The organism is Tumebacillus permanentifrigoris (assembly GCF_003148565.1).
In the GTDB taxonomy this organism is placed as follows: domain Bacteria; phylum Bacillota; class Bacilli; order Tumebacillales; family Tumebacillaceae; genus Tumebacillus; species Tumebacillus permanentifrigoris.
This window is the reverse complement of record NZ_QGGL01000005.1, coordinates 28,501-44,210: the sequence shown is the minus strand read 5'-3', so window position 1 is coordinate 44,210 and position 15,710 is coordinate 28,501. Positions and strand designations below refer to the sequence as shown.

11 protein-coding genes are annotated in these 15,710 nt (G+C 55.9%); 8 read left to right on the top strand and 3 right to left on the bottom strand.

Going from position 1 to position 15,710, the window contains the following annotated elements; all coding sequences use genetic code 11:
• Window positions 1-46: 46 nt before the first annotated feature.
• The 4 genes from C7459_RS06670 to C7459_RS06655 are packed head-to-tail and all read left to right on the top strand — an operon-like array spanning window position 47 to window position 8,537.
• Entirely contained in the window at window positions 47-5,380 is a 5,334-nt protein-coding gene (locus tag C7459_RS06670; protein WP_109687670.1) for an AAA family ATPase, read from the top strand.
• Window positions 5,381-5,390: 10 nt separating this feature from the next.
• On the top strand, window positions 5,391-7,064 hold the full coding sequence (locus C7459_RS06665) for a PPC domain-containing protein (protein WP_109687668.1): 1,674 nt from the start codon (window positions 5,391-5,393) through the stop codon (window positions 7,062-7,064).
• A gap of 8 nt (window positions 7,065-7,072) precedes the next feature.
• Window positions 7,073-7,414, top strand: a complete 342-nt coding sequence (locus C7459_RS06660; protein ID WP_109687666.1) for a DUF3307 domain-containing protein — start codon at window positions 7,073-7,075, stop codon at window positions 7,412-7,414.
• 4 nt (window positions 7,415-7,418) lie between these two features.
• Entirely contained in the window at window positions 7,419-8,537 is a 1,119-nt protein-coding gene (locus C7459_RS06655) for an HD-GYP domain-containing protein (protein WP_109687664.1), read from the top strand.
• 479 nt (window positions 8,538-9,016) lie between these two features.
• Here the strand turns inward: C7459_RS06655 and C7459_RS06650 are convergent, their stop codons facing one another.
• The 3 genes from C7459_RS06650 to C7459_RS06640 form a co-directional block, all read right to left on the bottom strand.
• Window positions 9,017-9,448 carry a DUF4760 domain-containing protein gene (locus tag C7459_RS06650; protein ID WP_245884427.1) on the bottom strand — a complete coding sequence of 144 codons (432 nt, stop codon included), beginning with the start codon at window positions 9,446-9,448 and terminating at the stop codon, window positions 9,017-9,019.
• A 5-nt stretch (window positions 9,449-9,453) separates the two neighbouring features.
• A complete protein-coding gene (locus C7459_RS06645; RefSeq protein WP_109687660.1) occupies window positions 9,454-10,704 on the bottom strand; it encodes an MFS transporter in 1,251 nt (416 codons plus the stop codon).
• 64 nt (window positions 10,705-10,768) lie between these two features.
• Window positions 10,769-12,130: a coproporphyrinogen-III oxidase family protein gene (locus tag C7459_RS06640; RefSeq protein ID WP_109687658.1), complete on the bottom strand. Its 1,362-nt coding sequence runs from the start codon at window positions 12,128-12,130 to the stop codon at window positions 10,769-10,771.
• Between the two features lie 325 nt (window positions 12,131-12,455).
• On the opposite strand from C7459_RS06640, the gene C7459_RS06635 reads away from it, so the two are divergent.
• From C7459_RS06635 to der, 4 genes are all read left to right on the top strand, one after another.
• Window positions 12,456-13,106 carry a YphA family membrane protein gene (locus tag C7459_RS06635; protein ID WP_109687656.1) on the top strand — a complete coding sequence of 217 codons (651 nt, stop codon included), beginning with the start codon at window positions 12,456-12,458 and terminating at the stop codon, window positions 13,104-13,106.
• Window positions 13,099-13,989 (top strand): YIEGIA family protein, encoded by an 891-nt coding sequence (locus C7459_RS06630; RefSeq protein ID WP_109687654.1) that lies wholly within the window; start codon window positions 13,099-13,101, stop codon window positions 13,987-13,989. Before C7459_RS06635 ends, C7459_RS06630 begins: the two co-directional genes overlap by 8 nt.
• 21 nt (window positions 13,990-14,010) lie before the next feature.
• Entirely contained in the window at window positions 14,011-14,205 is a 195-nt protein-coding gene (locus C7459_RS06625) for a capping complex subunit for YIEGIA (protein ID WP_245884426.1), read from the top strand.
• 124 nt (window positions 14,206-14,329) lie between these two features.
• Window positions 14,330-15,667: a ribosome biogenesis GTPase Der gene (gene der, locus C7459_RS06620; protein WP_109687652.1), complete on the top strand. Its 1,338-nt coding sequence runs from the start codon at window positions 14,330-14,332 to the stop codon at window positions 15,665-15,667.
• Window positions 15,668-15,710: the final 43 nt, after the last annotated feature.

The window sequence follows — 15,710 nt, the reverse complement described above, 5'->3', positions numbered from 1 at the left end:
GCAGAGACAGCATGAGATCGCTCCGGAACAGTGAGGTGAGGCTTTCTTGTTTTCCATTGGCAACTACGAAGTGTTCGAACAACTGTCGGAGGGACCGCACACGGTTGTCTACCGTGCGTTGCATGTCCCGACGCAGAATCGCGTCATCCTCAAAGCGTTGAAAGCCGAGTACCCGCCCAAGGACGAGATCATCCGACTCAAGCGGGAGTATGAGATCGCTCGAGAGATCGGGGGCGAAGGCATCGTTCGTCCGATCACGCTCGAACCGTACCGCAATGGGTACATGCTCGTGTTGGAAGACTGTGGCGGCGATTCGCTCTATCATCACCTCTCGTACCGCCCGTTTGACCTGAACACGTTTCTACAGGTGGCAATCCGCGTCACAGAAGCGCTGGGCCGACTGCACCAGCACGGGATCATCCACAAAGACCTCAAGCCACACAACTTGATCGCCAACCTCGACACCGGTGTGGTGCAGATCAGTGATTTTGGGATCGCCTCGTTGCTCTCAGCGGAGCGTCAAGAGATCATCAACCCGGATCAGTTGGAGGGCACGCTGAATTACATGTCACCGGAGCAGACCGGGCGCATGAACCGCATGATCGATTATCGCACCGATATGTACTCATTGGGCGTCACGTTTTATGAACTCCTGACCGGGCAGTTGCCGTTCATCGCCAACGACCCGCTGGAGATCGTCCATTGCCACATCGCCAAAACTGCGACCGTACCGCATGAAGTGCTCCCCTCTGTGCCTAACGCATTGTCAGAGATCGTCATGCGCTGCCTCGCCAAAAACGCGGAGGACCGCTACCAGAGCGCCTATGGACTCAAGCGCGACTTTGAGGAATGCCTGCGGCAATGGGAAGAGACCGGGGAGATCCGCGAGTTTCCGATCGGACGCAACGACAGATCGGAAATTTTTCAGATTCCCGAAAAATTGTACGGGCGTGCCGACGCCATGCTGACGTTGCAGACGGTGTTCAACCGTGTTACACAAGGCACGCGGGAACTGTTGCTCGTCACGGGGCCTTCGGGGATCGGGAAGTCGTTTTTTGTCCATGAGATTCACAAAAACGTGGCGCGGGAGAAGGGATTTTTCCTCACGGGGAAGTTTGACCAGTTCAAGCGCCACATTCCCTACCATGCGCTGATCCAAGCCTTGCGCCAACTGATTCACCAACTGCTGACGGAGAGCGAGCAGAACGTTCAGCGTTGGCGGGAGCAGATCACGGCATCTCTTGGATCGAACGGTTCGGTGATCGTCGAGGTCATCCCCGAGTTGGAACTGATCCTCGGCAAGCAACCGCCGGCACCGCTCCTGCCACCGACCGAGACGCAGAACCGCTTTCAGTACACGATGCAGAAGTTTATCACCGTGTTCACCGGACGCGAGCACCCCTTGGTGCTTTTTCTCGACGATTTGCAGTGGGCGGATGCAGCGACGCTGATGTTGTTTGAACAGTTCTTGGAAGATGCGGGCACGTCGCATCTGCTGTTGATCGGAGCCTATCGCGACAACGAGATCACGGCGGCCGACCGCTTGATGGTCATGGTCGAGGAACTGCGGCAAAAACGCAACACGATCTCGCAGGTGCATCTGGCACTGCTCAATGAGCACAACGTCAAGAGCTTGGTCGCGGATACGTTGCAGTGTGAGTCTGATGAATCCGCTCCGTTGGCAGAGTTGGTGTTTCAAAAGACGAACGGGAATCCGTTTTTCGTTAAGCAATTTTTGCAGACGCTCTATGCGCAGAAAATGGTGAGATTCGACTCCGAAGCGGGCGCGTGGAGGTGGGACCTCGACGGCATCCGCGAGATGGACATCACGGACAATGTCGTGGAGTTCATGCTGGAGAAGATTCGCCAACTGCCGGAGCGAACGCAGGAAGTTCTAAAGATCGCGTCCTGTATCGGCAGCGCGTTCGACCTGCACACGCTGATCGAAGTGATCGGCAAGCCCACTGCGGAGACGGCGCTCGACTTGTGGGATGCCTTGCAGGAAGGTTTTCTGGTGCCAGTGGGAACGGCGTATAAGCTGTTGTTCAGCATGTGGCAAGAATCCAGCCATGATATCTTGCCAGAGGAACTGCGCGCATCCTTCAAGTTTCTCCACGACCGTGTCCAACAGGTCGCGTATTCGATGATCCCGGAGGAGAGTCTGCCCGCCGTGCATCTGCGCATCGGGAAGATCATGCTCCGCCAGAGTCGTGCGGAGGAGCAAGAGGAGAACCTGTTCGACATGGTCAACCACCTCAACGTCGGCAGTAACTTGCTGACCGCGCCGGAGGAACAGCTCCAACTGATGCGCTTAAACTTGCTCGCCGGACGGAGAGCAAAAGCATCGACCGCCTATGAACCGGCGCTGAAGTACTTGCGCCAAGGGGTCGATCTGTTACCCAAAAACCCGTGGCAGTCTGCCTATGACCTGTGTTACGAACTGTACATGGAGCGCTCTGAGGTCGAGTACCTCTGCGGGTATTTCGGCATGGCGGAAAATCTGTTCGACTACATCCTCGCCAATGTCAAAACGACGCTGGAGAAGACCAACGTCTATCACATCAAGTCGATCCTCTACATCAACCAAGAGAAGTACGAGGAGGTCTGCCGCCTCTGTGCAGAGGCGATCCCGATGCTTGGGATGAAGATCCCGTTAACGTACAGCCGCACGCGGATGTTCGCTGAGATCTTGAAGTCCAAGTGGTACCTGCGCGGGCGCACCTCCGAACAGTTGCTCAACATGCCGATGGCGAGCAACCCGTACCAAAACCAAAAAATGCGCCTGCTGATCAACTACCTGAACGCGGCCTACTTTATCGACCAGGAACTGTTTGCGCTCTTGAACTTGATCTCCTTGACCACGACGTTGAAGCATGGCAACTCGATTGGCTCCGGGCTCTCCTATGGGGGCTACGGCATGCTACTCGGGTCTGTGCTTGGCGATTACAAGCTCGGATACGAGTTTGGGCGGTTGGCGATGCAAGTTCACGAGCGGATCGAGTATGACCTTTTAAAAGGGCAGGCGTACTTCGGCTTCGCGACATTCATCAACCACTGGACGCGTCCGATCCGCGAAGGGTTGGAGCTGTTGCGCGAAGGCTACCAAGTTTCGATCGAATCGGGCGACCGTGTCTATGCGGTGTACTCCTGCACGAACACCATCCACTATTTGATGATGTTGGGGACACCGTTTGAAGAAGTGGAGCGCGAGATCGACAAATACCTCGACTATGTCATGCGCACCAAAGTCGAGATGACAGCGAACAATCTCCGCGTCGTCCGCGCCTGCCTCGCACGATTGAAGGGCGAGGACATCGGCGGTTACGACTATCCGGAGCACATCCGCCGATGCATGGAGAAGGGCGATCTGTTCCAAACCGGGTTCACGCACCATTACCAACTGCGCGCCGCCTATCTGCTGGGCGAGTATCGGGAAGCGTTGCAGATCGCTGAAGCGGCTGAGCGTGTGATCGGTGGGGCGTTTGGGCAGGTGCAATTGCCTGAACACTATGTCTTTTACTCGCTGACCCTCACCGAACTGTACAGCAGCGTATCGGCGCAGGAGCGTCGACGCTATACTCGCTTGTTGAAAAAGCACCTCGCGAAACTCCGCAAGTGGGCAAAGCACGCTCCTGAGAACTTTCTAGGCAAAGTCCAACTGCTAGAAGCGGAGCTCGCCCGTCTGCAAGGCGACCTGCCACGCGCGATGGACGCCTACGAAGCGGCAATTCAGCACGCGAGCGAGCAAGGCTTCCTGCACTATGTCGCCATCGCCAACGAATTGGCGGCGAAGTTCTACCAGCAACTTGGCAAGGAGCGCATCGCGAAGACCTACCTGTTGGAAGCGCGCTACCTGTACCTGAAATGGGGCGCATTGGAAAAAGTGCGCGTCCTCGATCGCGCCTACCCGGAATGGCTGACGAGTTCCCGAACGGACGTGGACAACCGCTTGGAAGTGGCATCGGCCGTCGGATCGATGTCGACGACCGGGGAACACAGCATGCAGCAAATCGACTTGCAAACGGTCTTGAAAGCATCGCGTGCAATCTCCGGCGAGATCGTCCTGAGCAAGCTCTTGGAAAACATGATCCGTATCGTCGCGGAGAATGCCGGGGCACAGCGAGCCAGCCTCCTGATCGAACGCGAGGGCGAACTGTTGCTCGTCGCGCAAAAAGAGCCTGGCCGCGAGGACGTCACCGTCCTCCAGTTGCGCCCGTTCCACGAGTGTGACGACCTCGCCGCTTCGGTGATTCAGTACGTGCGGCGGATGAAGGAACCGGTGGTGTTGCACGACGCGTCCAAAGAAGAGATGTTCGCCAAGGACCCGTACATCGAGCAACACCGCCCCGAATCGATTTTCTGCATGCCAATCCTCAACCAAGGCGGGCTGGTCGGTCTGCTCTATCTGGAGAACAACCTGACCACGCACGCATTCACCGAAGGGCGTTTGCAATTGATGGAACTGCTCTCCTCGCAGATCGCCGTCTCGCTGCAAAACGCCGAGCTCTACCAGCACCAACTTGCCTTGAACCGCGCATATGAAAAATTCGTACCGCATCAATTCTTGCGCTTTTTAGAAAAAAACAGCATCCTCGATGTCCAACTCGGCGACCACGTCCAGACCAACATGTCGATCATGTTTGCCGACATCCGCTCGTTCACCACGATGTCGGAAAAAATGACGCCGGAGGAGAATTTCGAGTTTCTCAATGAGTACCTGCGGCGCATGGAAGCCCCGATCATCGAGAACCGCGGCTTTATCGACAAGTTCATCGGAGACTCGATCATGGCGCTGTTCGACAAGGGCGCAGACGATGCGGTCCGGGCAGCGGTGGCGATGCTCCATCAACTGGGCCTCTACAACCACGAGCGCGTGCAAAAAGGCCTCGCCCCGATCGAGATCGGGATCGGCCTCAACTCGGGACGGATGATGCTCGGGACGCTTGGGGGTCATCACCGGATGGACTCCACCGTCATCTCGGATGCGGTGAACCTCGCTTCTCGGTTGGAGGACTTGACCAAAGTGTACGGCGTGCCGCTGTTGATCAGTGAGCACACCTACGTGCGGCTGGTCGACCCGAACCGCTACTGCATTCGCATTCTCGACCGCGTCAAAGTCAAAGGCAAGACGGAGCCAGTCTCCGTGTATGAGGTGTTTGAAGCGGACCCGCCGGAGATCCGTGCAGGAAAAATAGCGACGAAGTCGCTTTTTGACGAGGCGTATGAGCAGTTCCAGCGTGAGGAGTACGAAACGGCGCAGGGGTTGTTCGCCAAGTGCTTGAGCAAAAACCTCTACGACAAGACAGCCGCCGCCTACATCCAGCGCTGTGAACGTTTGCAAAAAAAGACAGAGAATGAGACGGAAATCTCGCAGGGGTGAGACAAGGGTGATGGACGCAACTGTTAGCGAGCGGGCGATCAACTTGGTCAACGGAGCCAAGTTCCGGGCGGTGTTGCCGACGGAGGATACGTCCGACTGGTACAAATTCTGGCTGCGGGCTGGGGAAGCGGTGGAGATCGAACTCAGCGAGATGCCGCTCGGGGTGCTCTATGACCTTGAAGTGTACGACTCCAGCGGCGATCTGTTCCTCGGCACAGCACCGCTAAACGACCGCGTGCGATTCGCCAGCTATGAAGCGAACGCGGACGGGGAGATCTACATCCGCGTGTTCTCGTCGGTGGGGAGTGATCCCACTCACGAGTACGCGCTCCACGTCGACCGCTACAAAAACCTGAACGGTACGATCTCAGGCGCACAGACCCTCTACGCGTTTGAAGGGCCGTACCGCATCGGGGGCGGTGATCTCGTGATCGTCTCCGGCGGGGTGCTTGACATCGAGGCCGGGACGATCCTGAACGTGCGTTCGCAGAACGTTTTGCGCGTGTTGGGCGGAGGTGCGTTGAATCTGCTCGGGGATGCGGCGCAACCTGTGGTGATCCTTGGCGCGACGGCACAGGGGGAGGATGGATTCTGGGAAGGCTTGGAGCTGGAGGACGGCGGAAGCATCAAGCGGCAGTTCGTGACGATCTACTACGACGTGGTGGAGTCGCAGCTGCCACCAGAACCAGGCCGGATCGTGAACATCCTGCCGACAGAACGCCCGGCGTTGATCCGCCAGTGGTACCAGTTGGCGAGTCCGTATCTTTCCTCGATCATCGAGGGGGTGGAGAACTCGGGGAAGTGGTATGACCCGTGGGCGATCAAAAAGCGCGATCTGTACTTCGGCATGGATGTCGAGATGTTCGCCCAGTGGGAAGTGGACAGTGGGCGCCTCTGTGACCAGCGCTTCCAGCAGGGCGAAGTCAACTATTGGGAATATGTGAACGCGGGGTTCCTGCACGACATGCTGATGGCCCGTCAGTGCTTTGACAACGACGAACCAGCGTCGCACTTTCGCATCCAGCGCATGATCGACTACCTCCGGCACGGCAAGTCGTGGCGAGAGAAGCACGGGGTGCTGAAGTCGACGCACATCCTGCCCAAACTCGACGACGCGTTGGAACAGGACTCGGAGTTGCACCAGCACATGAAAGAGATGAGCACGCTGTTCTGGTGGTCACACAACACGTCGATCGTCTACTGGGATCACTTGGCACGCGAGATTGGCCTGCACACGCAGGAGGAGCACCCGGAGAACCAATTTGTGAATGGCGTGATCATCCGCCTCGACTTTTCCAGCGACCTGCCGTATCAATTTCTGAGCTTCGGCAACCAGATGCCACCTGTCGGGATGATCGGGATCTTTTTGAACCACGGACCGTTCAAGTATCCAGATGTGTACCCAGCCCCGCCAGCACCGCCGGTGCCGGAGGGGACGGTGGATTATCATGACGAGACGACGATCGGGTTGCTCAAAACGTACTTTGAATTCCTACTGCATGACGGCACCAACCCGGTCTTCACGTGGTGGTTGCCGACCCCAGCCGACCGCGAAGCGCGGCAGATTTTGGAGACCACCGGGCTGACGCTGGACGCTTCGATGCAGGATTGGAAGCGAGAAATACTCGATCCGGCCATCCAGACCTTGCATGAAATTCAGGAGAAGTATCTAAAAAGTGAGTAGGTGATAGCATGGACTGGCTGATCGGCCATCTCGTGGGTGACTACCTCCTTCAGAACGATTGGATGGCGCTGAATAAAAAGAAAAGATTTTGGAGTGGGGAGTTAGCCTGTAACGTTCACTGTCTGTTGTGGACGCTGAGCGTGCTGGTTTTCACCGGGTGGTGGGATGTGGTGCACTTCATCTTGGTGTATCTGTCGCACTACATCCTCGACCGCTCTTCGATCGTTTGTACCATCGTCGATTTCATCAACGTCAAGAAACCACAAGCGTGGGTCTACATCGTGTACGACAATGTCTTGCACCTGTTGTTCCTCTATTTGATTGCCAAATACCTACCGTTTACGGGGTGAGAGAATGTTACGCCCAGAAGATATGCTCAAGGTGATCTTTGGCTATACCGCGAAGATCGCCAATGAGCGCAAACTTGACAAGATCCTGTTGCTCATGGCGGACATGGGCCGTGAGATGATCCAAGCGGATCGTTGTACGCTGTGGCTGTTGGATCGAGACTCCAACGAACTGCGCACCCAAGTGGCGCACGAAGTCGGGGAGATGCGCATCCCTGCCACGTCTGGACTCGTCGGACACACGATCCTAACCGGCCAATCGATTATCATCGAAGACGCCTACCAAGACAGCCGTTTCAACCAAGAGGTCGACAAAGCGACCGGGTATCGCACCAAGTCGATCCTCGTCATCCCGATCCGCGACAGTGAAGGCGAGATCATGGGAGCGTTCCAAGCGATCAACAAAACCACGCCAGAGGGTGTGTTCGAAGACCGCGACATCGAGTTCCTGACGCTCGCGGCGTACTACTCCGGCAAGTCGTTGGAAGCGGCAATGCTCGCCAACGAGATTGAAGAGACGCAGCGCGAGATCATCTTTGTCATGGGCGAGGTGGGAGAGACGCGTTCGAAGGAGACGGGCTATCACGTCAAGCGCGTCGCCGAGTACTCGAAGATTCTCGCTCTCGGCATCGGCATGAGCGAGGACGAAGCTGAGTTGATCAAGACCGCTTCCCCGATGCACGACATCGGCAAAGTCGCGATCCCGGACTCGATCCTGCTCAAACCAGGCAAGTTGACGGAGGAAGAGTTTGAGCACATGAAGCAGCATACCTCGATCGGCTACAACCTGTTGCGCAACTCCAAGCGCCGCATCCTCAAAGCGGCCGCGGTGATCGCCATCCAGCACCACGAGAAGTGGAATGGCAGAGGGTATCCGTGTGGTTTGCGGGGCGAGGAGATCCACCTCTATGGCCGGATCACGGCGATTGCCGATGTGTTCGACGCCCTTGGTAGCGACCGCGTCTACAAAAAGGCGTGGGACCTTGAGCGCATCCTCACCCTCTTCCGTGAAGAGCGCGGGGAACACTTCGACCCGCAGTTGGTCGATGTGTTTTTTGACAACCTCGACAAGTTCCTTGAGATCAAGGAAAAGTTCCAAGACTCTGGGGAGCCGGTGGAACTATAAAAAACCCTCTTGACGAGGGCGTGGAATTTCTGGTATATTCTTCACTGTCGTCATTTTTCGACAGCCTTCCCCCCGCCTTCGGGAGGATCATTATAGATTTCCCCGGATCCAGCCCTCGACTTCGTGTCGGGGGCTTTTTAGGTTGAAAAAAGACTTTGTTTGCAGGCAATCGGAGTACTAAATCGAGCGCTTCGATAATAAATATTTAACATGAAGAACGAGAGGAGGTGCTGTACATGACCCGTGAATGGATCGCAGTAGAGCCGCAATGGATCGCAGTTGAACTGTCGTGGATTTCGGTAAATGAGCCGACGTGGCTCCCGGTTACCGAACTGTAAGGAATCTTGGGGACCGCATCATGTTCAGTTGCAGGAGGTACCCTCATGAGACGCGAACGTGAATGGATTTCGGTCGAGAAGTAAGGGCACGAGCACCCAAGAACATACTGGAGGCCGAGGGAGAAATCCCTCGGCCTCTACTTATTTGCGACGATAAGGAAGGTCCGGAACGATGTCCGGCCCCTTCGTTTTTTCTATCCAATCCAACTCGGCCATCGCCAAGTGCTCGAAGTTCTCTGCGACATGCTTGTCACCGTGGGAGCGGATGCTCTTGATGATCGGATAGCAGGCGAGATAGAACTCGTTGATATACCAGATGTCAAACACCAAGTCCGGGTGCAGCAGGCCGTTTTTGAAGAGCGTGCCAGCCATCTCGAAGAACTTGTAAACCCGATAGAAGTGGCGGTTCTCCTCGCTCTGCGGCGGGTAGTGGCGGTGGAACTCCTCGATCGTGGTCACTTGCATTTTGTGCAACAACCACTGGCGGGAAGCGTACATCGGTTCGGATTCGAACTCTTGGAACAACTTCAGCAACAGTTCAGCGTCTTGCAAAGTCGGTCGTTCAACAGCCACGAAGGTCATCCTCCAATCGGTAGGTCAGGTTGGGACTCCGGTTGTTGCTTCAACAAACGCGATTTCAAGTAGGCAATTAATACCAGTGTAGACACTGCAAGGATCACAGTCAACAGCTTGCCCCCTTGCGAGATCGGAATCAAGCCACCGATGGCGGAGAACAGCGGCAGGGAGATCCCGTAGGCGAGGCGGGACATCGACAGCCACGACGCGTAGACCCGACCACGGATCGTTGCGTCCGAATAGGTGAGCAGCGAAGTCTCGGTGATGATGTTCACCCCGGACTGGAAGATGTTCGTCACGAGCAGAAGCGCCAGGAACCAACCCCAGTTATGGACCGAGAACGTCACGCCGAGGCCGATGCCGTAGAGGATGTTGAACGGGAAATAGATTTTGAAAAAAGCCGAGTCGTCGAACGGCTTTTTTTTGAAATAGCGCTTGATGAAAAACGCTCCGATGATGTACGCGACGGCAGTGATCGAGTAGCCGATCCCGATGCCGGAGTTGCCAGCTTGCAGTTCATTCAGGATGTACAAAGAGAACAGGATATACACATAGCCGAGGCAGAAGTCGCGCCAGAATTGCAAGTTGTAGACCGCAACCAACTGGGGCCGGCTCTTGATGTAGTGGATGCCCTCCATGACTTGCTTCAGGTAGGGGACACGAACTTTAGTTTCCGGTTTCGTCCAGTTGTAACGGATGAACATCAGACAGACCGCTGAGAAAATGTAGGAAGCTGCGTCATACCACAGCACCGCATACGGCCCGATCCAATCGGTGACAAATCCTCCAAGTGCTGTGGCGAGTGCCATCGAGACGCTGGTCAAGAGCGCGAAGGAGGAGGTCGCCTGAACGATCTGCCCCTTGTCAACCAACTCCGGCGTGATCGAGGCACGCGCTGGGGCAAACAGAGCCGAGAAGGTCGAGGACAGGGCGATAAATAAGTAGACGATCCAGATGTTTTGCAACCAAGCTCCGAGGATGACCCCTGTGGAGAGGACCGCACGGATGAAATCGACGGAGATCATCAGTTTTTTCTTGTTCCAGCGGTCGACCAACGGTCCCATGATGATCCCGCCGAACAGCACCGGCATGACGCTGGCGATGAACATACCGCCGACTGCGCTGGCATGCGGGTACAAGCTGTAGGTCACCCCGATCAGAGCGATCGTTTTGAACCAGTCTCCAAACTGTGAGATCAGTTGACCCAGATACAACAGGGTAAAGTTGCGGTTGGCAAAAAGCGATGTTTTCATAACATACCTCCTTCATTCAAAAGGACCGCCAGGGTCGCTGGCGGTCGTGAATTTCTGCGGTTGTCTACGAGAGGGAGATCAGGTTGGAGTCTTCGAACCACTGGCGATCTTGTTGCGTGCGGTCGACATAGCGATCGTAGTAGACGCGCTGTTCGGCCGGAATCAAGTCGATCATCATGTTCAGGTACCATTTCTTGCCTTCTTCGGTCATGACCAGATCGCTGCCATCGCGGGTGATCAGGCCCATCGTTTCGAAACGGGTGAGCGTTTCGAAATAGAACGGATCGAGGCCGAGGGTGTTCAGGTACTCCGTCGAGATGCGCATGACTTTCGGGAAGAAGATCAGCGCGCGCTCCTTGGCATGGTACTCATGCGCCGTGCGGATCGGCAGCTTGCCTTCGTTGATCGCCGCCACGTAAGCATCGAGCTCCACGTGGTTGTTGTGCGCCAACCCAGAGAGGGAGGAGGCAGCCGACAGACCGCAACCGATGTACTCGTCTTCGTAGCGACCGTAGATCGTCTCACCGAACTTGAAGCTCTTGTAAGCGGCATCTTGGCGGGTGAAGGTGTAGACATAGGTTTGGTCGTAGCCGTTCGTGCGCAGGTAGTCGACAGCGAATTGTTGGAGTGCCACTTTGTCCACTGCGTTTGGCGGCATCTCGATCTTGCCCGACTTGATCATGTTCAGGAAGCCTTTGGAGGTGACGAGGTATTCCAGCGGGTACGCATCGACGCTGGTGGTCGCCAGTTGCTTGGCGTGGTAGAGGTCTTGCTCCAACTGTTCCAAGGTCTGACCGGGCAGTTGGTAGAGCAGATCCATGTTGTGCGCCTTGAAATACTTCTCGCCGAGGTCGCGAGTGCGCTGAATTTCTTCTGAACTCGCGGTCAAATTGAACATCTTGCGGTAGGCTGGGTCGAACGTCTGCACACCAAAGGAGATGCGGTTGACGCCGATTGCGGCCATCGCTTTGAATTTGTCCTCGGTCGCCGATTTTGCTTCCACCTCGAATGACCACTCACAATCGGCGGCGAGGCGGAAGTTGGCGTTGATCACGTTGCCTAACTGCTCGATTTGCTCCGGGGAGAGAACAGACGGGGTCCCGCCGCCGAAGTAGATGGAGCTCAGTTCGAAGCCTTTGATGTACTCGGTGTTGCCAACCATCTGCAGTTCCTTCGCCAGCGCATCGACGTAGGGTTGCAACTTGTCTTGGTAATGGGTCGAGCGGATGAACGGACAGAATGTGCAGATCGTGTCACAGAACGGGATGTGTACGTAGAGCGCTTTTTTGCCGTTTTGTTGCGCTTGGGTGGCGGTCAGGAACTTGTGCGCCCGCTGTTCTGCATCGGTCAACGCACCTTCGCCTTGGAACGGGTAGAGGTAGTTCCACATCGTGGGAAGCTTTTTATACGTATTTTCAGTTGTCATTCAGGAAGTCGCCCCTTGTCATGTAGGTGTCCGGCACAAGATGGCATCGAGGGTTAACTTGTAAGTGTCACCCACAAAATACCATCCGATTTTTATGTTTGTCAATTATAAATCTTATGAATTTTCAAGTAATAACGAGTTTAATCCCACCCTCCGTTTGAATGTTTAGGAACCTTTTGTGCCAGCTACCTTAAACATACGCGGCTATCTACTAATCATGTGTTGAATTTTTCGACGCGCTGAAGAACCCTTGGTATAGCGTTCCTGCAGAGCGGCAAAACTGACAGCAGGCATTGTCTGTTTTTTCTTTGAGGAGGGTTTGCCTATGAATCCGGGCGTACAAGCAAACATCATCGCGCTCGTGCTCTTCATTCTCGTCCTGAGTGGATGGGGAGGCAGGACCTTGCGCGACGCCAAACTCACCCCGCGTCTGACGGCGGTCGGTCTGCTGTTGTTCGTGCTGTTCGACGGCTATACGGTGACGCTTCCGTACAGCGTACAAGTCGACGCGACCGGGGTGTTGCTGCCGTTGGTGCTCATCGTCCTCGCGATGAGAGTCGGCCCTCATGCTGGGGCCCGTTTGCAATGGTGGCTTGGCTGCCTGACCGTGGCATCCGTCACCGTCGTGTTGATGACGTTGGTTCCGCTCGACCCAGCGTTTTTCCCGCTGGAGGGTCCTGCGCTCTACCCGGTGAGTGCGGCGCTCGTCGCCGTGCTTTCGGTTCGTCGTCCCTTTGCCGCCGTCTCGATTGCGGTCTCTGGCCTCGCACTAGGTGCGCTGATCGACCCGTGGCTGCACAGTCGCGTCGATCTGCACAGCTACGTGTTTGGGGCGCGGGAGATGCAGGACTGGATGGCGTTCACCGCTCTTGGGGTGCTGCTGACACATGGTGTGTACAACGCGGCGACCCGCCTGGCCTACTCGTGGCTGAAACAACGCTTCCGTCGACCAGAGGAGGGCCCAGAGCATGTCTGAATCTACGCTGATCATTCTCGTCGGCACAGTGCTCGGCATCGTCTGCCGGGTTCTGCTGTTGAAAACTGATTATCGACAGTACCCGACCTACCCGCATGGCAAGATCATCCACTTGGCGCTGGGTGTGATCGCATCCGGTCTCGGGTCGGTGCTCGTCGCCACGTTGCTTGACAAAAACTACACCGCGGTCACGTTTCTGACGCTTGCCGCCTCACAGTTTCGCGATGTGCGCAATATGGAACGTCAGACGCTGAGCAATGTCGATTCGATGGAACTGGTGCAGCGCGGGCCCACCTATATCGAAGGGATCGCCATGGCGTTTGAAGGGCGCAATTACCTCGTGACGGCGACAGCGTTTCTCACCGGGATCGCGACACACTTCCTGCACTGGTATGGCGGTGTGTTGATTGGGGGGCTCTGCATCTTGATTGCCACCAAGTACATGTCCGGGCGCACGGTGGGCGACATCTGCGTCGTGCGCAAAGGGAAGGTCCACTTTGACGGGCCGAACTTGTTCGTCGATGACATCTTGATCTACAACACCGGGCTAGAAGATACCAAGAAAAAAATCCTCAAACACGGTGTCGGCTTGATTCTCGAACCTGACAATGCCAATGGCACCGTGACCTTCTCCAACCTCGGCCAACGTCAAGCGATCCTGCACGACGTCGCTACGATTCTCGGCGTCTACAGGGACAGCGGCGAACCGTCGCTCGTCCCGCTTTCCAAGCGCGACCTCGATTCTGGGAAGTTGGCGCTGTTCTTGCTCCCGCTCGACCAAGACGCGGACAAAGCGATGGCGATCGTTAGGCGAGTACCGGTGTTGGAGAACGCCTACCGTCGCCCGCTCAAAGCCGATGTCAAACCAGATCGACAGTTGTAAAAAAAAGGAGGTCTGACCTCGATGTCCAGCTCAGCCTTGACGAACTACATCCTCGCCGTCTGTACGATCACGCGGGACAGCGTGGGAGGTTCAGGCCCGATCTTTTACTGCAAGGACGAGGAGGAACTACAGAAAACGTCGTTGTATCTGGAAAAAATCCTCGACGCGATGGCACATGAAGTCCGCCCAGGCGTGATGATTCTGGTCAAGCATTGATGGTCAGCGCGGGTCGAATTGACTTCGCAGAGGAAGTGTAGGATAATGAATAGCTGATTGTAGAGAGGAAAAATTTACACTGGCGACTACCTGATATAGAGAAGAAAGGCAGGGATGAAATCTTATGCCAGCACCAATTGTTGCTATCGTAGGACGCCCGAACGTGGGCAAATCGACACTGTTTAACCGCCTCGCAGGAGAGCGTATCTCCATCGTTGAGGACAAGCCGGGGATTACCCGGGACCGGATTTACTCCAGCTCGGAATGGTTGGAACACAAGTTTCGTATTATAGATACGGGCGGGATCGAAGTAGGGGAGGAAGATGAGATCCTCTACCGCATTCGTGAACAGGCCGAGCTCGCGATGGATGAAGCGAACGTCATCATCTTCCTCGTCGATGGCCAAGACGGAGTCACGCCGCAGGACCAAGCGGTCGCTCAACTGCTGTACCGCACCCGCAAGCCAGTTGTGTTGTGCGTCAACAAGTTGGACAACCCGAAGATGATGCTGCAAAACACCTATGACTTCTATGAACTGGGCTTTGGCGAGCCGTTTGGGATCTCGTCTGTCCACGGTACGGGTCTGGGTGACTTGCTCGACGAAGTGGCCAAACACTTCCCAGAGGACTACGACGCGACCTACCCGGAAGACACGATCAAAGTCTCGCTGATCGGCCGTCCGAACGTCGGCAAATCTTCGCTGGTCAACGCGTTGCTTGGTGAAGAGCGCGTCATGGTATCTGAAGTCGCAGGCACCACCCGCGATGCGGTCGACACCCAGTTCAGTCGTGAAGGTCAAGACTTTGTCCTGATCGACACCGCCGGGATGCGCAAACGCGGTAAAGTCTATGAAACGACTGAGAAATACTCCGTCATGCGTGCGATGTCCGCGATTGAGCGCAGCGATGTCTGCCTGCTCGTCATCTCCGCAGACGAAGGCATCATCGAGCAGGACAAGCGCATCGTCGGGTACGCGCTGGAAGCCGGCCGTGCGGTCGTGTTCCTCGTCAACAAATGGGACTTGCTGGAGAAGGACGACAAGACCTCGATCCGCTTCGAACAGCAGATCCGCAAGGAATTCCCGTTCATGCCGTGGGCACCGATCCTGTTCGTTTCGGCTGTCACGAAGCAGCGTGTACATAAGATCTTGGAGAGCGTGCAACTCGTCGCAGAGAACCACTCGATTCGAATCCCAACATCTACAGTCAATACGATCATCGAGGATGCTGTGACGATGAACCAACCGCCGACCGACAAAGGTCGCCGTCTGCGCGTGTACTATGCGACCCAAGTCGCAGTACGCCCGCCGTCGTTCGCTGTATTCGTCAACGATCCGGAGATCATGCACTTCTCCTACGAGCGTTACTTGGAAAACAAACTGCGCGCTGCATTCGGCTTTGAAGGCACACCGATTCGTATGTTCACCCGCAAGCGTGCACAGAATGACGACCGCAGACGTTAGAACTCCTCGTCTCTCTGGGAGAGGGAGACCAGTGGGAGTGTAA